The organism is Stenotrophomonas sp. FR024 (assembly GCF_047500745.2).
Taxonomy (GTDB): Bacteria; Pseudomonadota; Gammaproteobacteria; order Xanthomonadales; family Xanthomonadaceae; genus Stenotrophomonas; species Stenotrophomonas maltophilia_A.
Genome location: NZ_JAXAXM020000015.1, coordinates 59026 through 78735 on the forward strand (window position 1 = coordinate 59026; position 19710 = coordinate 78735).

At 66.1% G+C, this 19710-nt stretch carries 15 protein-coding genes; 7 read left to right on the plus strand and 8 right to left on the minus strand.

The features are described from left to right. Positions 1 to 23: 23 nt before the first annotated feature. The 4 genes from ACMZ91_RS16255 to ACMZ91_RS16270 are packed head-to-tail and all read right to left on the minus strand — an operon-like array spanning position 24 to position 6844. Complete coding sequence (locus ACMZ91_RS16255; protein WP_049461774.1) at positions 24 to 737, minus strand: M15 family metallopeptidase; 714 nt, start codon at positions 735 to 737, stop codon at positions 24 to 26. Continuing rightward, positions 670 to 2223, minus strand: coding sequence for a serine hydrolase domain-containing protein (locus ACMZ91_RS16260; protein ID WP_049461773.1), 1554 nt, complete (start codon positions 2221 to 2223; stop codon positions 670 to 672). The genes ACMZ91_RS16255 and ACMZ91_RS16260 overlap by 68 nt, the downstream gene beginning before the upstream one ends. A 55-nt stretch (positions 2224 to 2278) precedes the next feature. Then, positions 2279 to 5302, minus strand: coding sequence for a TonB-dependent receptor (locus tag ACMZ91_RS16265; RefSeq protein WP_049461772.1), 3024 nt, complete (start codon positions 5300 to 5302; stop codon positions 2279 to 2281). Between the two features lie 51 nt (positions 5303 to 5353). Beyond that, positions 5354 to 6844 carry a transglutaminase-like domain-containing protein gene (locus ACMZ91_RS16270; RefSeq protein ID WP_049400066.1) on the minus strand — a complete coding sequence of 497 codons (1491 nt, stop codon included), beginning with the start codon at positions 6842 to 6844 and terminating at the stop codon, positions 5354 to 5356. A gap of 132 nt (positions 6845 to 6976) precedes the next feature. Between ACMZ91_RS16270 and ACMZ91_RS16275 the strand changes: the two genes are divergently transcribed. From ACMZ91_RS16275 to ACMZ91_RS16300, 6 genes are all read left to right on the plus strand, one after another. Next, the gene (locus ACMZ91_RS16275) at positions 6977 to 8413 is read left to right on the plus strand and encodes a C40 family peptidase (protein WP_049421210.1); all 1437 of its coding nucleotides are present in this window, start codon (positions 6977 to 6979) and stop codon (positions 8411 to 8413) included. Continuing rightward, entirely contained in the window at positions 8414 to 9508 is a 1095-nt protein-coding gene (locus ACMZ91_RS16280; RefSeq protein WP_032130035.1) for a dipeptide epimerase, read from the plus strand. A gap of 616 nt (positions 9509 to 10124) precedes the next feature. Continuing rightward, entirely contained in the window at positions 10125 to 10973 is an 849-nt protein-coding gene (locus tag ACMZ91_RS16285) for a MurR/RpiR family transcriptional regulator (RefSeq protein WP_049461891.1), read from the plus strand. Positions 10974 to 10988: 15 nt separating this feature from the next. Further along, positions 10989 to 11750 (plus strand): L,D-transpeptidase family protein, encoded by a 762-nt coding sequence (locus tag ACMZ91_RS16290; RefSeq protein ID WP_049461892.1) that lies wholly within the window; start codon positions 10989 to 10991, stop codon positions 11748 to 11750. Beyond that, the gene (locus ACMZ91_RS16295) at positions 11747 to 13048 is read left to right on the plus strand and encodes an APC family permease (RefSeq protein WP_049461893.1); all 1302 of its coding nucleotides are present in this window, start codon (positions 11747 to 11749) and stop codon (positions 13046 to 13048) included. The genes ACMZ91_RS16290 and ACMZ91_RS16295 overlap by 4 nt, the downstream gene beginning before the upstream one ends. Before the next feature lie 110 nt (positions 13049 to 13158). Then, positions 13159 to 13488, plus strand: a complete 330-nt coding sequence (locus ACMZ91_RS16300) for a hypothetical protein (protein ID WP_049461894.1) — start codon at positions 13159 to 13161, stop codon at positions 13486 to 13488. 52 nt (positions 13489 to 13540) lie between these two features. Here ACMZ91_RS16300 and yiaA read toward each other — a convergent pair whose 3' ends face one another. Beyond that, positions 13541 to 13993: an inner membrane protein YiaA gene (gene yiaA, locus ACMZ91_RS16305; RefSeq protein ID WP_049461895.1), complete on the minus strand. Its 453-nt coding sequence runs from the start codon at positions 13991 to 13993 to the stop codon at positions 13541 to 13543. 168 nt (positions 13994 to 14161) lie between these two features. Here yiaA and ACMZ91_RS16310 point away from each other — a divergent pair, with 168 nt between their 5' ends. After that, positions 14162 to 15331 (plus strand): PQQ-dependent sugar dehydrogenase, encoded by a 1170-nt coding sequence (locus ACMZ91_RS16310; RefSeq protein ID WP_049461896.1) that lies wholly within the window; start codon positions 14162 to 14164, stop codon positions 15329 to 15331. A gap of 70 nt (positions 15332 to 15401) precedes the next feature. On the opposite strand, the gene ACMZ91_RS16315 is transcribed toward ACMZ91_RS16310, so the two are convergent. From ACMZ91_RS16315 to ACMZ91_RS16325, 3 genes are all read right to left on the minus strand, one after another. Then, positions 15402 to 15944, minus strand: a complete 543-nt coding sequence (locus tag ACMZ91_RS16315) for a hypothetical protein (RefSeq protein ID WP_049461897.1) — start codon at positions 15942 to 15944, stop codon at positions 15402 to 15404. Positions 15945 to 16075: 131 nt separating this feature from the next. Then, on the minus strand, positions 16076 to 18250 hold the full coding sequence (locus ACMZ91_RS16320; protein WP_049461898.1) for a glycoside hydrolase family 3 N-terminal domain-containing protein: 2175 nt from the start codon (positions 18248 to 18250) through the stop codon (positions 16076 to 16078). Positions 18251 to 18378: 128 nt separating this feature from the next. Continuing rightward, positions 18379 to 19650 carry a mechanosensitive ion channel family protein gene (locus tag ACMZ91_RS16325; protein WP_049461899.1) on the minus strand — a complete coding sequence of 424 codons (1272 nt, stop codon included), beginning with the start codon at positions 19648 to 19650 and terminating at the stop codon, positions 18379 to 18381. Between the last annotated feature and the right edge of the window lie 60 nt (positions 19651 to 19710).

Below are 19710 nucleotides of genomic sequence, written 5' to 3' on the forward strand. Positions count from 1 at the left end.
GCAGCGCCCCTCCGCCGATGTCCCTACCGCACGGGGACGTCGTATGCGGTGCCCGGGTCCGGTTCGGGCTGCAGGGTGTAGTGCCACCACTCCTGCGGATAGTTGACGAAACCACGGCGTGCCATCGCCTGCACCAGCTGCTTGCGATTCGCCTGCTGCGCAGCACTCAGCCCGCTCGTCTGCGTATGCGCGCGTGGCCCGAAGAAATCGAAGTCGGTGCCCATGTCCAACGGCGTACATGCACCACTGCCGCAATCCAGCAGCCCCAGATCCACCGTGGCACCGCGGCTATGGCCGGAGCGCTCGGCGATGTAGCCGTCGGCCAGCAGCCGTGGCTTGTCCAGATCCGGGTACTGCAGAGCCTTGCGCGAGCGCTCGCGCGGATCGTTCACCCAGGCCATGAAGGCCTGCACCGAGCGCACCGGCCGGTAGCAGTCGTAGAGGCGCAGGCCAAAGCCATCCGCGCGCAGGTCCTGTTCCACCTGTGCCAGTGCCTTCGCCACCGGCGCCAGCAGGTAACAGGACGGCCCCTCGTAACCCGGCACGCGCGCGCCGGTGAAGTTGTTGGCGCCGGCGTAGCGGATGTCCATCTCGATGCCTGGCGACAACGTGCGGATCTCCACGAATCCGGCGCTGGCGGCATCGGTGGCCGGCGAAACACGCGGCGGCTCAGCGGCGCTGGCGCTCGCTGCCAGGGCAGTCGCCAGTACGAGTGAAATGCAGGTCCTGGAAGTCATAGCTGAAGTCGATGTCCGGGTCGATGGCACGCAGGTCCAGTGTGGGCGGCGCACCGTCACCGGGCTGCAGCCAGGCCTGTGCGTCTTCGCCCAGCGTATCCCAGCGCAGCAGCCAACGCCCCTGCAACTGCAGCACCGTGGCCTGCAGCCGGGGCGACTTGTCCACGCTGAAGCGCAGGCCGTCCGCGCCCGGGCACAGTGAGGCCGGGCCCAGCCACGGATCGCGGTAACGGCCCTGCCAGTGCGGCAGATCCGTGCGGCTCGTCTCCTGCGCCGCAACGGTGGACGGCCGCGAATGGCCGGTCGCCGCCCGCGTTGCCTGGTCTGCCTTCAATTCGGCCAGGTACTCCATCGCAGGCCGCGCATCGTCCGCTGCGGTGAAGCGCTTCAGCGCGGCCTGCATCAACGCGGTACGCGCATCCTCGCCTTCGCCATTGATCAGCATCACCACACCCACCTTGCGGTCGGGCAGCAGCGCCAGCGACGAGTACATCCCTGACAGCGTGCCGGTGTGTGCCACCTTCCACTGCCCATCCATGTCAGACACGCGCCAGCCATAGCCGTAGCCGTAGAAATGCGCGTTGTCCCAGCGCCGCTGGCGCTCACCCAGCGGCATCGGCACGTGTAATGTCCACAACGTGCGGCGCTGTTCACTATCCAACCAATCCTGCACCACGGCAGGATCAAGCAGTACCTGCATCCAGCGCGTCATGTCGCGCAGCGAACAGCGGATGCCTCCGGCAGCCATGGAAGGCAGGTCCGGGCTGATGGCACCGTCAGCGTTCACCACCTCATTGCGATCACGACGCCAGGCATGTGGCTGCGCGACGTTGCCTACGCGCTTCACCGACCAGGCCCCCACCTGGCAGCGCGTCATGCCGAGTGGTTCAAACACCTGCTCGCGCATCAACTGGTCGTACGATTTGCCACCGGCCGCAGCGGCCACTTCGCCGGCCACCACATACATCAGGTTGTCGTAGGCATAGTGGCTGCGGAAGCTGCTGACCGGCTTCAAGTGCGCCAGTCCGGCAATGATGTCGGCGCGGGTGAACGTGTTCGGCTCCGGCCACAGCATCAGATCACCGGCGCCCAGACCGAGACCGCTGTTGTGGATCAGCAGGTCGCGCACCTGCATCTGCTGGCCCACCCATGCGTCATGCATGCGGAAGCCCGGCAGGTGCCGCCGCACCGGGTCATCCCAGCGCAGCTTGCCCTGCTGCACCAGCCGCGCCAGCAACGCGGCGGTCATCGCCTTGCTGTTGGAGGCGATCTTGAACAGCGTGTCCTCGTCGATGCGGCCGCCATCACCGCGCGCGCCCTCGGCATGGCGATAGACCACGTGCCCATTCTCGACCACCGCCATGGCCAGCCCGGGCAGGTGCTTATGCTGGACCACGGCGGCGACATCGGCATCGATGGATGCGGTATCGACCGCCGAAGCGGAGGGTGCGGCCAGTGCCGCTGCGAGGATCAGCAGATGATGCATGCACGCTTCCCTTCCAATGCCCGCGCCGCCCACACGGACGGCACGGGATGCAGCCTCAGAAATTCCAGGTCACCACCAACTGTGTATAGCGCGGAGCCTGCCAGCGCGTCCCGGTGGCGAACGTCGCCTCGCGGTACTGGCCGGGCTGCGCTTCATAGCGCTGGTGCACGTTGATGGTCTTCTGATTGTTGAACAGGTTGTAGACCGACAGCCGTGCGCTGAGGTCGATGCCTTCCACCGGCAAACGCCACGTCACATTGGCGCCCATGGTCCACGTCCATGGCAGGCGACCGAACGCGCCGCGCGGACTGTACTCGAACTGTCGCTGGTTGTATGGGCCGGAGCAGTTGGCCACGCACAGCCAACCGGTGCCACCGCCACTACCTTCACTGGAGGTACTGCCACCGGCGATGGAGTCGTTTGGCCACATCACGCCATACGCAGTGATCGGGCCACCGGACTGCACCTGCAACGTGGTGCCGAAGGACCATTGCTTGTTCAGTGCGTACGCAGCTCGCAGCTTGAACTGGTGGCGGAAGTCGTTGAACAGTACGCCGTAGCGCTCGTTGGTGGCGGGGTGGTCCCAGAACTGGACCATGCCGGTATCACCGTAGTTGGTATCGGAGTTCACTGGTCCTTCGAAGTTGCCTTCACTCTTCGACCACAGGTAGGACGCGTTGAACATCCACTTCTCGTCCCATGCACGGTCGATCTGGAACTCCAGCGCCTTGTAGGTACGCTTGGGCTTGGAGTAACCGATCACCTCGCCACTGCCGCCCTTTCGATAGCCGCTGTTGGCGGTGTCGATGGTGATCCAGCCTTCGTTGGCGCAACCGATGCTCTTGTCGCCCCAGATCGTCAGGCTCTCGCCCGGGTTGGCGATCGGCCACAGCGTGCTGGGGGTCGGGCCGCACGGGGTGTAGTTGATGCGGATGTCATCCAGAGCGCGGGTCATGCGCCGGTAGGTGGCGTTGACGCCCCAGGACCACGCCTGGTTGATCATGTTCTGGAAGCCCAGGATGTACTCGTCCTGGTAGACCGCCTTGAGATCGCGGTCCACGCTCTGGCGCAGGTCGGCACCGCCGGTGTTCATGCGGGTGTCGGTCGGCCCGATCTGCTGGCCGACGATCGGTGCCATGTACGGCGAGCCTGTCGGCGAGGTCTTCTGTTCCCAGCCATTGAGCACGTAATAGCTGTATTCGTCGGTGAGACCACCGGCGAAGTTCACGTTGATGTTGTTGGTAACCGGCAGGTAGTAGCGGCCGGCGTTGCCGAAGAGCTTGGTGCTGCCATCACCGCGCATGTCCCACGAGAAGCCCACACGCGGCGCGACCAGGTCGTCCATCTTGATGAACGCCTTGCCGGCGGCGGTGCGGTTTTCGAAACGGTCCCAGCGCACGCCGAGGTTGAGCATCAGGTTCGGAGTGATGTTCCAGATGTCTTCCACGTAGAAGGCATTGGCTTCAGTCTCGAACGTGCCTCCCGACTTGCGGTTGCGCGCACGCAGCATTTCGGTAACGCCTGCTGGCACGTAGGCATTGGCACCGTCCCAGACTTCGTCGCCAGGTCGCGCTACGTAGGCCGTGTAGCTCAACTCGGTCGGACCGGGGTAGCGGGTGGACTGCTTTGTGGTCATCAGCTCACGGTCGACACCGAAGCGTAGCAGGTGATCACCCAGCTGCCATTCGAAGTCCAGTCGCGCCACGTCACGGGTATCGTCACGCTCGGCCACTGCCGTGCCGGTGGGGTGGCAGCCTGCGCGCAGGCCCTGCAGCTTGCCCAGGCGCGGGCCGTAGGTGCTGTCGGTGAACACCGGGCTGCACGCCTGATCCAGCGACGAATTGGTGAACGCACGCTGGTTGTTCTGGCCGACCATGGCGCGGGCGGTGAAGTTCTGGCCGAAGTGGCCGGTATAGGTGGCCGACCAGTTGCGACCACCCGTCTCGGTGACCGAATCACCGCCCCATGCACCGAGCTGGTCTGCGTTCCAGTTGTAGCCATACGAGGCGTTGGTGACGTCACCTTCGTCGGAGAACGCCAGCAGTGCCAGGCTGTGGTTGTCGTTGATGTTCCAGTCCAGCTTGGTGCCCCAGAAACCGTTGCCGGAATCATTCTTGAACCAGGTACTGCCATCGGACGAGGTGTTGTGCCCTTTGTCACTGCGGTCTTCATACATCGCGAACAGGAACAGCTTGTCCTTGATGATCGGACCGGAGCCCCACACGTTGGTCTTCAGGAACGAGTTGTTGTCGCGGCTGCCATACGAATGCGGGGTTCCATCACGATGGAAGTGGTCGCCGCCGCTGGAGCGCCATGCACTGGGTTCAGCGGTGACTTCCACGCCGCCTTCGAACTCGTTGCTGCCCGAACGGGTCACCGCATTGATCACGCCACCGGTGGAGCGGCCGAACTCGACCGAGTATCCGCCGGTCTTGACCTGAAACTCCTTGAAGAAGGCGAACGGCGCGGTACTGAAGCCGCGACGGGTGTACATGTCGGTGACATTCAGGCCATTGATGAAGACGGCATTTTCAGCCACCGACGAGCCGGCGAAGGACAAGCCACCAAACGACGAGTTGCCGCCGACCACGCCAGGCGCCATCAGTGCGACCGCAGACAGGTCCTGCGCCACAGGAAGGCGCGAGATTTCCTGTCGATTGATGTTGAAGGATGTTTCGGTGGAATAGACATCCACGCGATTGACCACGCGTGTGCCGACCACCTGCAGTGCATCGAGATTGGTGACGCCGCCGCCGCTTGCCAGATTGACCGTGGTGGTGCCGCCGATCGCGACGCTGACAGCAACCTGATCACCCAGCTTCTGGCCATCACGGCTGAGCTGCAACTGGTAGTCGCCCACCGGTAGCTGGCCCAGGCGATAGCTGCCATCGGCACCGACCGTGACAGAGCGGGTCAGGCCCGTGCTGTTGCTGACCACGGTCACCTGATCACCGGCGGTGGCGCGGCCCGCCACCGCGCCGCTCACGTTCTGCGCCATTGCGGTGCCGGGCAGCATCACGCCCAGACACGCCCCAAGGGCGACGCACAACGCCGCCCGCTTGATGCTGTAAGCCTTCATCCCCTGCTCTCTCCTGCAAGAATCGAATGGTGTGGAGTGCGATGTGTCGCGCTAGCGTTGCCTGGCTGGCAGTACCCGCCACTGGAAGTCGTAGTTCCATTGGTCGAAGTACAGGTTGCCGCCAGCCCACTCGGCCTCGCCGCGCTGCGAGTCGACCGTTTCCGAGCGGAAGTGCTGCTTGGCCGGCACCAGGGCCTGGCCGAAATCGTCGTTGAAGGCGATGCGGTAGCCGTCGAGGCCACCCAGGTAGAAATCGCGCAGGGCCGGCACGTCGCTGGCCAGTGCGCCGGTGGTCACGTCCATCGGCAGCCATCCATACGGCGCCAGGTAGACCTGCCCCCAGTCATGCAGGTTGTTGTAACCACTGCCATCGTCGGAGAACACCATGCCCGACTGCCAGCGTGCGGGAATGCCGTTCAGGCGCAGCAGCGCGATCAACAGCAGGGTCTGCTGCCCACAGTCGGCATGCCCGGCATGCAGCGCGTAATCGCTGATGTTGCTGATCGTGGAGTATTCGCGCGCACCGGCCCATGGAATGCGATCCACGGCAGCAAACAGCTTGCGCACCACTTCATACGGGCGGGTTTCCCCCTGCAGCACCTGGTCGGAGAACAGCTTCAGCGCCGGCGTGAAGCGCACGTGCGGCAGCTGCTCGGCCAGGTAGGGTTTCAGTGCCGGATCGGCCGGTGTCGGCTGCACCTTGGCCGGATCGATCGCGGTATGCCGGGCCAGGATCGTGACCGCATAGCGGACCTCGAAGCGGGTCGGCTGCCCGGCCACCGCTTTGGCTTCCAGATAGGCGGTACGCTGCAGGGTGCTGGCTGGTGCCACGCGCGCCTTGCCCGGGGTGCTGCCCAGCCACTGCACCTGCTCCTGCTGGCCGGGTATCTCGCGCGGGTACGGAATCCAGGCGCGTACGGTCTCGCCGGCCGGCACCGCATCGGCTTTCACCGTGAGCGACTGGGTGAATTCAATGCGCTGCGGCAGTACCGACGCCTGGCCACTTTGTTCCGCTGCGGCAAGCACGCGTGCGTGGTGCGCGTTGAGCACCTCGTTTGGGCCCGGCGCCGGCATCGGTGCATCCGCGCGGCGGCGCGCACGTGCCTCGTCGCTGAGCAGGAACAGGTTCAACGGTGCGCGCTTGAAGTACCAGCGCGTGCCATCGATGTCGAGGTGTTCGATCAGTCCAAGCTGGTCCCAGCGTGCGAATTCCTCGTCGGTCAGGTCGGGAATCCAGCGGCGCACGGCAGACTTGGCGGCGGCTTCGTCGAGGGAAAAATCCAGGCGGATGCGGCGCATGCGCTCTTCCTGGAACGCGATGTCGTCGAAACTGACGCCAGGCTCCGCCGCGTCCGCAGCCGACCAGGTGTTCAGTTCGCTGCCGGCTTCGGAGAACCGTCCCGCGTCGATCATCTGCACGACCCGCGCAAACTGGATGGCCGAGGGTGGCGGCTCCGCTCCCGCCGACCACGCCCACAGCAGCAGCGCGGCACACAGGCCGGCAGTGGCAGGCAGACGTGGTTTGCGAACGGCAGGATCCACAGCGACACTTCCCCAGCGCGGGTGGTAACGGCTGTGTAACACGGGCCGGGATGCCGGTCAATAATTTATTCTTGCTTTCGATGCCAAAAGGAATAAATATTCCAACAGGCATTCGAGGAGGGTGTGCAGCGCATGATCCTGGCTTCCCGCGAACGGCATCGGCATTGGCCACGCCGCTTGACCCTGGCCCTGTGCCTGCTGGCCGCACCGGCCTTTGCACAGGCGGCCCCGCCGCCCGACCCGGGCGCGCCGCTGCCCTATGTGATCGGCCTGCACGAGGCCTACCTCACCCCGCAGTACTGGACCGCGCGCCTGGACAACGCAGACGTGCCGATCCTGGACCGCAGCCAGATCGAGGCACAGAACGCACGGATGCGGTCACAGGACAGCCACATCCAGGACATCGCCGCACTGCCCGAGCAGCTTGATGCGGCGGCGGTGCGCGCCAGCATCACCTCGCTGTCGAGCTGGCCCACCCGCACTCTGTACAACGACAAGGGCCAGGCCGTTGCGCCGGCACTGCGCAGCGCGACCGAAGCCAATCTGGGCCTACAGTCCATTCCCGCGCAGACGACACCGCAATACGGGCTGGTGGTGAAGCGCGCTGCACTGCGCACCTTCCCCACCCGCGAGCGCGTCTTCAGCAGCGTCGGTGACATCGACATCGATCGCTTCCAGGAATCGGCGCTGTTCCCCGGCGACAAGGTCGCCGTGGTCCATCGTAGCGCCGACGGCCGCTGGCTGTTCGTGCACAGCGAGCGCTACAGCGCATGGATCGAGGCCGATGCCATCGCCAGCGGCGACAAAGCCACCGTGCTCGGCTACGGCGCGAAGGGACCGTACCGGATCGTCACCGGCGCCACCGCACAGACCGCCTACACCCCGGAAGAACCGCGCGTCTCGCGCCTGCAGCTGGACATGGGCGTGCGCTTGCCGGTGCTGGCCGACTGGCCGGCGTCAGAGCCGGTGAACGGCCAGCAGGCACATGCGTCGTGGGTGGTGCAGCTGCCGGTACGCGAGGCCGATGGTCGATTGAAGCTGGTACCAGCGCTGTTGCCGCGCTCGCAGGACACCGCCGCCGACTATCTGCCGCTGACCCCACGCCTGCTGCTGCAGCAGGCCTTCAAGTTCCTCGGCGAGCGCTACGGTTGGGGCCACGACTACGACACCCGCGACTGCAGCGGTTTCGTTTCCGAGATCTACCGCAGCTTCGGCGTGCTGCTGCCGCGCAATACCAGCGCGCAGGCGGTCAGCCCGGCGCTGGACCGCGTGCCATTCACCGGCAAGGACGGCAAGGCCGTGCGCGACCGCGCCGTCACCGACCTGCAGGTGGGTGACCTGGTCTACATCCCCGGCCACGTGATGATGGCCATCGGCCACGTCGACGGCCGCACCTGGGTGATCCACGATACGGCGGGCGGCAGCTGGTTCGGTGCTGACGGCAAGCGTGTGCAGGCCCACCTCAATGGTGTTTCGGTCACCCCGCTTGAGCCGATGATGGCCAGCGACAGCGTCCGCTACATCGACCGCATCACCAACATCCAACGCCTGCGTGCCAAGACCCCCTGAATGAAGATCACTGCCATCGAACTGGGCATGCTGCGCGTGCCGCTGAAAACACCGTTCAAGACCGCCCTGCGCACGGTGGAAACCGTGGAAGACGTAGTGGTGCTGATCCGCACCGACACCGGCCACACCGGCTACGGCGAAGCGCCGGCCACCGCGGTGATCACCGGTGATACCCACGGCTCGATCATCGAGGCGATCCGTCACTTCATCGCGCCGCGCCTGATCGGCCAGGACGTGGCCAACCTCAATCGCCTGTGCGGTCTGGTGCAGACCGCGATGGAGCGCAACACCAGCGCCAAGGCGGCGGTGGAGATCGCGCTGTACGACCTGTGGGCACAGCTGCATGGCGCGCCGCTGTACCAGATGCTGGGTGGCGGCGACCCGGTGATCACCACCGACATCACCATCAGCGTGGACTACATCGACAAGATGGTGGCCGATTCGCTGTCGGCGATCGAGCGCGGCTTCGAGTCGCTGAAAATCAAGGTCGGCAAGGACATCGGTCTGGACATCGAACGGGTCAAGGCGATCCACGCCGCCGTGGAAGGCCGCGCCCTGCTTCGGCTGGACGCCAACCAGGGCTGGACGGCCAAGCAGGCGGTGCATGCCATGCGCACGCTGGAGGAAGCGGGCGTGGTGCTCGAGCTGCTGGAGCAGCCGGTGAAGGCCGCCGACATCAGTGGCCTGAAGTACGTGACCGACCGCGTCAACACGCCGGTGATGGCCGACGAAAGCGTGTTCAGCCCGAGCCAGGTGATGGACCTGATCCAGCAGCGCGCGGCCGACATCATCAACATCAAGCTGATGAAGACCGGCGGCCTGTCCAACGCGATCCGCATTGCCGACATCGCCGGCATCTACGGCGTGCCGTGCATGATCGGCTGCATGATCGAATCCAGCATCAGCGTGGCTGCGGCCGTGCACCTCGCGGTGGCCAAGAGCGATGTGATCACCAAGGTCGACCTCGACGGCCCCTCGCTGGGCCAGTTCGACCCGGTCAGTGGCGGCGTGCACTTCAACGAATCGGAGATCAGCATCAGCGACGTGCCGGGGCTGGGCATCACCGAAGTGCGCGGGCTGGAGATGCTGGGGTGACCCGCGCAGTCGAGCATGGCTCGACTCTACAAGGGCCGTGCTTATCTGATGCCTGGTCGGGCGTTACTTTTCTTTCTGCGGAAAGAAAAGTAACCAAAAGAAACGCTCCGCCAGCCGCGAGCCGACGTGCTGCGCACGTCGGTGCCCTGCGCTCCTCGGTCCGTCAAGGGACGGCGCGGAACTCGCTGCGCTCAGACACCCGCGCCTCTTCGCCCTCGCAGGACCTGCGGTGCTCGGCTCGCTACAAGGCGGACTCAACGTCCAAAGCAACAGCTGCACCCAGTAAATCCATGCCACGCGTGGATGCACCTTCTCTTGCTTCTGCCCTACCCCGTAACCCCTTCGCGGCTGGCACGCGCGCGATGTGTCCGAGGTCGGGCGGGTGGGGTTTGCAGGGGTGTCCGCGCCATGGGCCCGAGGCATGCCTCGGGCGGGTTGGGCAGGACGCCCAACCCCGGTCTTGCCGTTTGCGCAGGACAGCGCAAACGAGCAAGCGCGGCCAAGCCTCCATGGACGGATTCACGGCGTCCCCTGCAAACCCCACCCGCCCGACCCACTCCATGACACGCTCTACGCGACCAACCGCAATGCGCCTACACATGCCCGGACTCCCCGCATGCCGCCCCTGCTGAAGATCCGTTCCGAGCGCGGGCAGATGTCGGCCATCGAGCGTCGCATCGCCGACTTCATTCTCGACAACGCACACCTGCTGCGCGACTACTCGTCCCAACAGCTGGCCAGCGCGCTGGGCATCAGCCAGTCCAGCGTGGTGAAGTTCAGCCAGAAGCTCGGCTTCAAGGGCTACCCGGACCTGAAGTACTCGATCGGCCAGGATGTGGCTCGCGCCGGTGCCGATCCACAACAGGCGCCCAGCGAACCGGACAGCGGTGACGACTACCTGCGCCTCGGCGAGGCCCTGCGCCGCAGCAAGGCACAGGCCGAGGAGGAAACCCGCCAGGCCAATCCACGCGGGGAAATCGAGCGCATCGTGCAGCTGATCGACGGCGCGCCGAAGCTGTTCGTGTACGGCCTGGGTGACGACGGCCTGTACGCGCGTGAGTTCGCCATGCGATTGTCGCTGCTCGGCCTGCTGGTGGTGCCGCATACCGACCCGATCCTGATGCTGGCCAACCTGTCGGCCGCGCGCCCCGGCGATGCGCTGCTGGTGTTCTCCGAGTTCGGCAACCTGCCCCAGCTTTCGCAGCTGTCGCGCCAGTTCCAGGACATGGGTGGCAAGGTGATTTCCATCACCCGCCACACCGCCAACCCGCTGCGCGCGCATGCTGATGCAACACTGGTGGTGTGTGCGCACGACCGCACGCCGCAGGTCGCGCAGCTGCTGTACCGTAGCGCCATGCACGCGCTGCTCGATTTCCTGTTCGTGCTGCTCTGCCACGCCAATCCGGATCGCCAGCAGCAGCTCGCGGTGAACCTGGAGCGGATCGACCACCTGCTGGATTCCTGACCGGAGCGCACGTTGATGAAATCGCTGGTCCGCCTCGCTACCGCTGCGCTGCTGCTTGCTGCAGCGGTGTCCGTATACGCGGCGCCGCTGGATGGTGCGCGCCAGCTGATCGTGGTCACCAGCGATGGCTGGGACAGCACCGAGGGCCAGCTGCAGGCCTATGTGCGCGATGGCAAGGGCTGGCACGCGCATGGACAGGCGTTCCCGGTGGCGCTCGGCCGTACCGGCAGCGCCTGGGGCCTGGGCCTGCATCCGGCACAGGCCGACGGCCCGCAGAAGCAGGAAGGCGATGGCCGCAGCCCGGCCGGCGTGTTCGCGCTCGGCAGCGCCTTCGGCTATGCCATCACCCGCCCCGGCACCGCGATGGCCTACCAGCCCATGCTTGAAAGCAGCTACTGCATGGATGTGTCCGGCTCTCCGTTCTACAACCGCATCGTGGATGAAAAGAAGGTCGGCAGCGCCGCGGTCAAGGGCTCCACCGAGCCGATGCGGCTGGACCTTCACAACCAGGGCGACGTGCGCTACCAGGAAGGCTTCGTGATTGCCCATAACCCGGACAACCAGCCCGGCAAGGGCAGCTGCATCTTCGCCCATCTGTGGCGCGCGCCCGGTGAGGCCACGGCTGGCTGCACCGCCATGCCGCAGCCACGCATGCAGGCGCTGCTGGACTGGTTGCGCCCGCAGGATATGCCGCGCTTCGTGCTGCTGCCGCGCGCCGAGTACAAGCGCCTGCAGGCACAGTGGCAGCTGCCCGCACTGAGCGGAGACGCCCGTTGAGCGCGCAGGACGAACCGCAGCTGCAGCGCGCGGTCAGCCGCTGGCAGATCGTCGGCCTGTCGATCAACGATGTGATCGGCAGCGGCATCTACCTGCTGCCGGCCGCCACCGTCGCCCTGCTCGGCCCCTTCAGCCTGTGGGGCGTGGTCGCCGCCGGCATCGTCGTTGCCCTGCTGGTGCTGTGCTACGCGCAGGCCGCCAGCTACTTCGATGAACCCGGTGGCAGCTACCTGTATGCCCGTGAGGCGTTCGGGCGATTCGCCGGGTTCGAGATCGGCTGGATGATCTGGTTGACCCGCATCAGCTCGGCGGCCGCATTGAGCAATGCACTGGCCGATGCGGTCGCGCGCTTCTGGCCGTGGGCCGGCGCCGGCATGGGCCGCATCGCGGTGATCGTGGTGTCGCTGGGCTTCCTCACCGGCGTCAACATCATCGGCGTGCGCTCGGCCGCGCGCACCGGCGTGGTGCTGGTGATCGGCAAGATGCTGCCGCTGCTGCTGTTCGTGGCCATCGGTGCGTTCTACATCGATCCGCAACTGGCCTTCTCCGGCCAGCGCCCGGACCCGCATGACCTGCAGCGCATGGGCGAAGCCGCCTTGCTGCTGCTGTACGCCTACGCCGGCTTCGAGAACATTCCGGCGGCCGCCGGCGAGTACCGTAATCCGCGCCGCGATATTCCATTCGCCCTGATCACCATGATCATCACCGTCACCGTCATCTACGGCGCGGTGCAGGTGGTGGCGCAGGGCACGCTGGCCGGCCTGGCCAGCTCGGCCACGCCGCTGGCCGATGCCGCCGCCGGCTTCGGTGGCGAGGCACTGGCGCTGATCCTGACCATCGGCGCGACCATCTCCATCCTCGGCACCAACAGCAACACGATGATGATGGGCCCGCGCTTCCTGTTCGCGCTGGCCCGCGATGGCTACGGCCCGAAGATCCTGGCCCAGGTGCATCCGCGCTTTTACACGCCGGCCGCGTCGATCCTGTGCCAGGGTCTGATCGCACTCGGCCTGGCCCTGTCGGGTTCGTTCGTGCAGCTGGCGCTGCTGTCGATGACCACGCGCCTGTTCGCCTACATCGGTACCGCCGCGGCAGTGCTGGTACTGGCCAAGCGCTATGCCGACCGCCCCGGTGCATTGAAGCTGCCGGGCGGCCCGCTTATTCCGGTGCTGGCGCTGCTGCTGTGCGTTGCGCTGTTCGCCAGTGCCAGCTGGCAGAACATCGCCGCCGCGCTGGTGGCGTTCGCCATTGGTGCAGTGATCTACAAACTGCCGCGAAAAGATGCCGACGCCGGATGACCGATAGCGCCGGGCCATGCCCGGCGGATTGATCTGGTGATCACGCTGCCGGACCGGGCCGTTAACCGCCACGCAGGCATGATCAGGCTTCGTCCACAACGGAGCCTTCCATGACCGAGTACCAGATTCCCGGCCGCGTACCGGACGACAGCACACCGCGCGATGCGGTCAGTAACTACTGGCGCGAACGCTACACGGCCGAGCCGTACTACGACGACCAGCTGTTCTTCGAGGACTACGAGCCGGCCTACCGCATCGGCCACGCCGCACGTGCGCAGGACGTGATCCGCGCCTACGAGGAAGTGGAACGCGAGCTGGAATCACGCTGGGCCAGTGAACGAGGCAAGAGCCGGCTGGAGTGGGCGCAGGCACGCAGTGCCGTTCGCCGTGGCTGGGAGGAAGCGCGGCAGGTGGAACCGCGCCTGGCACGCGGCCCCTGACGGATCCGATATGCGGCAACGCCGGGCATGGCCCGGCGCTACCGTTGCTGCATCACTCCTGTTCCGGCAGCGGCGGCACGGCCGTGCTGCGCTTGCTCTCACCGCCACCGGCGGCGATCAGGTCGCGGGTGTTCTTCTGCACCGCCACCGCACCGAACAGCGACAGCGCGAAGGCCATGCCGTAGAAGCCCTTCTCGCTCAGCACCAGGGTGGCGTTCCACAGGCCAACCAGCAGCAACAACAGCGCAGACAGCAATGCGAACCAGCACAGCGCGTAATACAGGCCACTCACCGGGATTCCCTCGACACGGTCACGCACGCTCTTCTGCAGCGACACCGCCGCGAACAGGCCGAACAGCAGCAGGGTCAGGTAGTAGCCCTTTTCGTTGAGCGCCATCGTGGCGTTGAACAGACCGATCAGGTAGGCCGCCGCACCCAGCAGCAGGGCCACCCATGAGGCGGCGATGAAGGCGGTGGAGGGCTTGTGGGGCATGGCAGTGTTCATTGCAGATCCTTGGCAGGCAGACGGGCACGCTTTGCCCGGGCGTGCCCACCCTAGACGATCCCGCCGCGCTCGCACAGGGGTCGCAGGACCTTCGGGCCACGACGCTCACGACGCCAGTGGTATACAAGGGACAGCCCGGCCATCCGCATCCCCGCACTGGAGATACCCATGACCCGCACGCCCCTGCTGCTTGCCCTCGGCCTGGTGCCGATCCTTGCCACCTCCGCCTGCAATGCCGCCGACCCGGCCGCCAACGGGGCCCAGACCGCAGCGTCCGCAGCCTCCACCACTGCCGACCAGCGACCGTTCACCGCATCCGAAATCAGTCGTTTCGACCAGCCGTGGGCAATGACCTTCCTGCCCGATGGCAGCCTGCTGGTCACCGAAAAGCGCGGAAAGCTGCAGCACCTGGACCTGGCCAGTGGCCAGAAACACGAGATCACCGGCGTTCCGAAGGTCGCTTACGGCGGCCAGGGCGGCTTCGGTGACGTGATCCTGCACCCGCAATTCGCGAGCAACCACGTGGTCTATCTCAGCTATGCCGAGGAAGGCACGCTGGACACCCGCGGCGCTGCCGTGGCCCGTGCCACGCTGGCGCTGGATGCCAACGGTGCCGGCCAACTGAAGGACCTGAAGGTGATCTGGCGACAGAGCCCGAAGGTGAGTGGTGAAGGTCACTACGGCCATCGCCTTGCTTTCGGCCCGGACGGCAAGCTGTGGATCAGCTCCAGCGAGCGCCAGAAGTTCGATCCGGCACAGGACATGGGCGGCAACCTCGGCAAGATCATCCGCCTCAACGATGATGGCAGCCTGCCCGCCGACAACCCGTTCGCCTCGCAGGGCGGCGTGGCCGCGCAGGTGTGGTCACTGGGCCACCGCAACATCCTCGGCATGGCCTTCGATGCCAACGGCAAGCTGTGGGCCCACGAGATGGGCCCGGCCGGCGGCGACGAGCTGAACCTGATCGTGCGCGGCGCCAACTATGGCTACCCGATCGTCTCCAACGGCAACCACTACGACGGCCGCCCGATTCCCGACCACGATACCCGCCCGGAGTTCGCCGCCCCGAAGGTGACCTGGACGCCAGTCATCTCGCCGGCCGGCTTCGTGATCTACAGCGGCACCCTGTTCCCGCAGTGGAAGGGCAGCGGCTTCATCGGTGGCCTGTCCTCCACCTCGCTGGTGCGCGTGGCCTTCGATGGTGACAGCGCGCGCGAAGCCGAACGCTTCAACATGGGCGAGCGCATCCGCGAAGTGGAACAGGGCCCGGATGGCGCCCTGTGGCTGCTGGAAGATGGCAACAAGGCGCGCCTGCTGAAGCTCACCCCGAAAACCTGACAGGATGGTAGTGCCGGCCGCTGGCCGGCACGTTTTCCCGCAACGGCCCCGCACGCGGGGCCGTCTGCGTTCATTGGATGGTGATGACCTTCACCTCGGTCTTCGTGCAGGCCTGGTCCAGGCACTGCCCGTTCAACCACACCTGGCCATCGCCGATCATCACGCCCTGCTGGTTGACGAAGACCTTGCCGAAGTCCTGTTCGGACACCGCCTTGACCACCGCCGGGGTGATGATCTTCTCGTAGTTGCGCTGGAACTCACCGGGGCCGGTGATCTTCCTTCCGTTAGCGATATTCAGCGGGAAGCGCACTTCCTCCACCACCGCAGCGCGATCACCGCCGACCACCGCGGTCTTGAACGCGTTGAACACCTTCTCGTACTGCGCGGCATCACCGAGCAGGGTCTCGATACGCGCACGTGCGTCTTCGGTAGTCGCTTCCGCTGCGGGCGCGGTCGGTGCCGAAGCAGCGGATTCAGCGGCAGGTGCCGCAGGCGTTGCCGCAGCACTGGCCTCCATCGGCGGCGGTGCGTCCACCGCAGGCTCGGCCGGCGGTGCCGGCTGCGAACAGGCCGCCAGCAACAGGGCGGGAATCAACACAGCGATCGTGCGCATGCGCGGACATCCATCGGTTCAAGAACACCGATGGTAGCGCCGCCGCGGTGAGGACAACAAAAAGGGGACGGAGGGGATTAAGTCGTTAGTGGCACAAACGACTTAATCCCCTCCGTCCCCTTTTTCTTCGATCAGGCCTTCAGCAGCTCGAACTGCACGGCTTCGCCTGCTGCCGACGAGGCGCAGACCCACAGGTCGAACTGGCCCGGCTCGGCACGCAGCACGCCGTCGCGGCCGGTGAACGCCAGCTGCTCGCGGGTCAGGGTGAATACCACTTCGGCCGACTCGCCCGGCTGCAGTGCCACCTTGCGGAAGTCCTTCAGTTCACGCACCGGACGCACGCGGCTGGCCACGCGGTCGTGGATGTACAGCTGCACCACTTCCTCGCCGGCCATGTCGCCGCTGTTGGTCAGCGTGGTGGTGATGGTCAGGGTGTCGTCCCAGCCGAGCTGCGCCGCACTCAGCTGCGGCACGCCGTAGGCGAAGGTGGTGTAACCGATGCCGTGGCCGAACGGGTACAGCGGCTCATTCGGGATCTCGCGCCAGCGAGCCTTGAACTCCGACATGGTCGGCAGTTCCGGGCGGCCGGTGCGCGGGTGGTTGTAGAAGTACGGCTGCTGGCCGGACACCTGCGGGAAGCTGACCGGCAGGCGGCCGGACGGGCTGTAGTCGCCGAACAGCACATCAGCCACGGCATGGCCGGTCTGCGTGCCCAGGTACCAGGTGACCGCCACCGCGTGCGCGTTGCGCACCGCGCCCTGCAGTGCCAGCGCGCGGCCGTTGCGCAGCAGCACCACCAGCGGCTTGCCGGTCATCGCCACCGCCTCGGCCAGTGCCTGCTGTGCCGGCGGCAGGGTGATCTCCACGCGCGACTGCGCTTCACCGCTGTAGCGCTGCGGTTCGCCCAGCGCCAGCACCACCACGTCGGCGCGCAGCGCGGCCGCCACGGCGGCTTCGGTGCCGCCCGGAATGGCAGTTTCCAGTTCGCAGCCCGGCACGATCTCCAGCAGCGCTTCATCGCCGATGGCGGCGCGCACGCCGGTTTCCAGATCCACGTAACGCTGCTTGTCGCCGAACAGCGTCCAGCAGCCTTCAATGTTCTCGCGGTCCTGCACGAACGGGCCGATCAGCGCGATCTTCTGCCCGGTCTTCTGCAGCGGCAGTACGTTGTCACGGTTGTTCAGCAGCACGATCGAACGGCGCGCGGCATCGCGCGACAGTGCGTCATGTGCGGCAATGTGCGAGGTATCCGCTTCGCGCGCCGGGTCCAGCGAACGGTACGGGTCGTCGAACAGGCCGATGGTTTCCTTCAGCCACAGGATGCGGCGCACGCCTTCATCCAGCACCGCCATTGGCACTTCGCCGCTCTCGACCAGGCCCGGCAGGTGTTCGGCGTAGAAGCCGCTCTGCATGCTCAGGTCCAGGCCGGCGGTGAACGCCTTGGCAGTGGCATCACGGTCATCGGCGGCATAGCCGTGCGCGACCAGTTCCATGTCGGCGGTGTAGTCGGAGATCACCACGCCCGGGAACTTCCACTCACCGCGCAGGATGTCGGTCAGCAGTTCGGCATTGGCACTGGCCGGCACGCCGTTGATGTCGTTGAACGAGGACATCACGGTGATCGCGCCCGCATCGAAGGCGGCCTTGAACGGCGGCAGATGCACGTCACGCAGGGTCTGCGGCGAGATGTCCACCATGTTGTATTCCATGCCCGCCATCACCGCGCCGTAGGCGGCGAAGTGCTTCGGCGTGGCCAGCAGCGAATCGGCGGCGCGCAGGTCGCTGCCCTGGAAGCCACGCACGCGGGCGGCGGCGAACGCACACCCCAGCACCACGTCCTCACCGGCACCTTCGGCGCCACGGCCCCAGCGCTGGTCGCGGGCGATGTCCACGGCCGGCGCATAGGTCCAGTGCAGGCCAGCGGCCGTCGCTTCGATGGCGGTGGCGCGCGCGGTGCGCTCGGCCAACTCCGGCTCGAAGCTGGCGGCCTCGCCCAGCGGAATCGGGAACACGGTACGCATGCCGTGGATGACGTCGGCCGCCAGGATCACGGGGATGCCCAGGCGGCTCTCTTCGGTGGCGACCTGCTGGATCCGGCGGCCCAGTTCGGCGCCCACACCATTGAACAGCGAGCCGACCTTGCCCTCGCGCACCTGCTGCAGCACCTGGTCGGCATTGCGCACGTTGGCTTCCGGGTTCACGTCCGGGGCGAACGGGCGGACCATGTCCGCGAAGACACCCAGCTGGCCGACCTTTTCCTCGACGGTCATCTGGGCAATGAGGGATTCGATGCGATCGGAGGCCACCGGCAGTCCTTGATGAAAACGTTTACAAGCCCGGCATTCTAGCGATCCCGGGCGATTTGGCGAGGGGTTTGTTCATTCAGTTTCAGCCACCAGCGGGGTCCGTATGGCCCCGCCGGGGGCACCGCAGCTTACTCCGAGCCGGCCAGCTGGCGCTGCCCGGCCATCAACATGGCGTCGCTGGAGGCCTGGAATACCCGCAGGCCGAAGGCCGGCAGGATCGCCAGCAGGTGGTCGAAGATGTCCGACTGCACCGCCTCGTACTCGCCCCAGGCGGTGCTGCGGGTGAAGCAGTACAGCTCCAGCGGCAGGCCTTCGGTGGTCGGCTGCAGCTGGCGTACCAGCAGGGTCATGTCGGTATGGATGCCCGGGTGGCTGCGCAGGTAACGCTCCACATAGGCCCGGAAGGTACCCAGGTTGGTCACCCGGCGGCTGTTGACCTCGGCCACGCCCTGCTCGCGCAGGCGCCCGTTCCACTGGCCAAGCTCCTGCTCCTTCTCCTGCAGGTAATCACGCAGCAGCGCGAACTGGCCGAGGAAGGCCAAGTCGCCTTCGTCCAGGAAGCCGACGCTGTGCTGGTCCAGGTACAGCGCGCGCTTGATGCGGCGGCCACCGGCCTCCTGCATGCCGCGCCAGTTCTTGAACGACTCGGTCACCAGCTTCTTGGTCGGAATGGTGGTGATGGTCTTATCGAAGTTCTGCACGGTGACGGTGTGCAGCGCGATATCGATGACGTCACCGTCGGCGTTCTGGCTGGGCATTTCGATCCAGTCGCCGATGCGCACACGGCCATCGCCACTGATCTGCACGCTGGCCACCAGCGACAGGATGGTGTCCTGGAAAATCAGCATCAGCACCGCCGTGGCCGCCCCCAGGCCGGTCACCAACGGCCCCAGTTTCACCCCCAGCAGCGTGGCGATGATGGACAGGCCGGCGGCCACGAACACCACGATCTTGACCACCTGCAGGTAGCCCTTGATCGGCTTGTTGCGCGCATCGGGCTTGCGTTCGTACAGGCTGTTGGCCGCGTCCAGCGCATGCGAGAACGCCATCGACACCGTCAGCACGGCCCATACGATGCACAGCTTGATGATGACGTTGACCAGGCCGGGTGGCAGGTCGGGAATGAGGGTGATGCCCGAGGCGATCACCTGGCTGGGCACCACGTTGGACAGGCGCGAGATGACCCGCATCAGATGGCTGCCGCGCCCGGACTCGGCACCTGGCAGGCGCTGCAGCAGGCGCCGCAGGCCACGCACCAGGATGCGCTTGGTAACCCAGTTGGCCAAGCCCGCAGCGATCAGCAGCGCCGAGATCATCAACGCCAGGTAGGCGCCGGGATAGGGTTCCAGTGTGTTCTGCAGCTTTTCCAGCCACTGTACCGCCACCACCGCGTCCACCATCAGTTGTCTCCTTGCGTTGTCGTTGTTGTTGGGGGTGCCCGCCACCGGGCGGCACAAACG

Excerpts from the sequence above, each read along its gene's own strand:
- ACMZ91_RS16265 (WP_049461772.1), bottom strand. The coding sequence starts at position 5,302 with ATGAAGGCTTACAGCATCAAGCGGGCGGCGTTGTGCGTCGCCCTTGGG.
- ACMZ91_RS16325 (WP_049461899.1), bottom strand. The coding sequence starts at position 19,650 with ATGGTGGACGCGGTGGTGGCGGTACAGTGGCTGGAAAAGCTGCAGAAC.
- ACMZ91_RS16275 (WP_049421210.1), top strand. The coding sequence starts at position 6,977 with ATGATCCTGGCTTCCCGCGAACGGCATCGGCATTGGCCACGCCGCTTG.
- ACMZ91_RS16315 (WP_049461897.1), bottom strand. The coding sequence starts at position 15,944 with ATGCGCACGATCGCTGTGTTGATTCCCGCCCTGTTGCTGGCGGCCTGT.
- ACMZ91_RS16310 (WP_049461896.1), top strand. The coding sequence starts at position 14,162 with ATGACCCGCACGCCCCTGCTGCTTGCCCTCGGCCTGGTGCCGATCCTT.
- ACMZ91_RS16285 (WP_049461891.1), top strand. The coding sequence starts at position 10,125 with ATGCCGCCCCTGCTGAAGATCCGTTCCGAGCGCGGGCAGATGTCGGCC.
- ACMZ91_RS16280 (WP_032130035.1), top strand. The coding sequence starts at position 8,414 with ATGAAGATCACTGCCATCGAACTGGGCATGCTGCGCGTGCCGCTGAAA.
- ACMZ91_RS16255 (WP_049461774.1), bottom strand. The coding sequence starts at position 737 with ATGACTTCCAGGACCTGCATTTCACTCGTACTGGCGACTGCCCTGGCA.
- ACMZ91_RS16300 (WP_049461894.1), top strand. The coding sequence starts at position 13,159 with ATGACCGAGTACCAGATTCCCGGCCGCGTACCGGACGACAGCACACCG.
- ACMZ91_RS16260 (WP_049461773.1), bottom strand. The coding sequence starts at position 2,223 with ATGCATCATCTGCTGATCCTCGCAGCGGCACTGGCCGCACCCTCCGCT.
- yiaA (WP_049461895.1), bottom strand. The coding sequence starts at position 13,993 with ATGAACACTGCCATGCCCCACAAGCCCTCCACCGCCTTCATCGCCGCC.
- ACMZ91_RS16290 (WP_049461892.1), top strand. The coding sequence starts at position 10,989 with ATGAAATCGCTGGTCCGCCTCGCTACCGCTGCGCTGCTGCTTGCTGCA.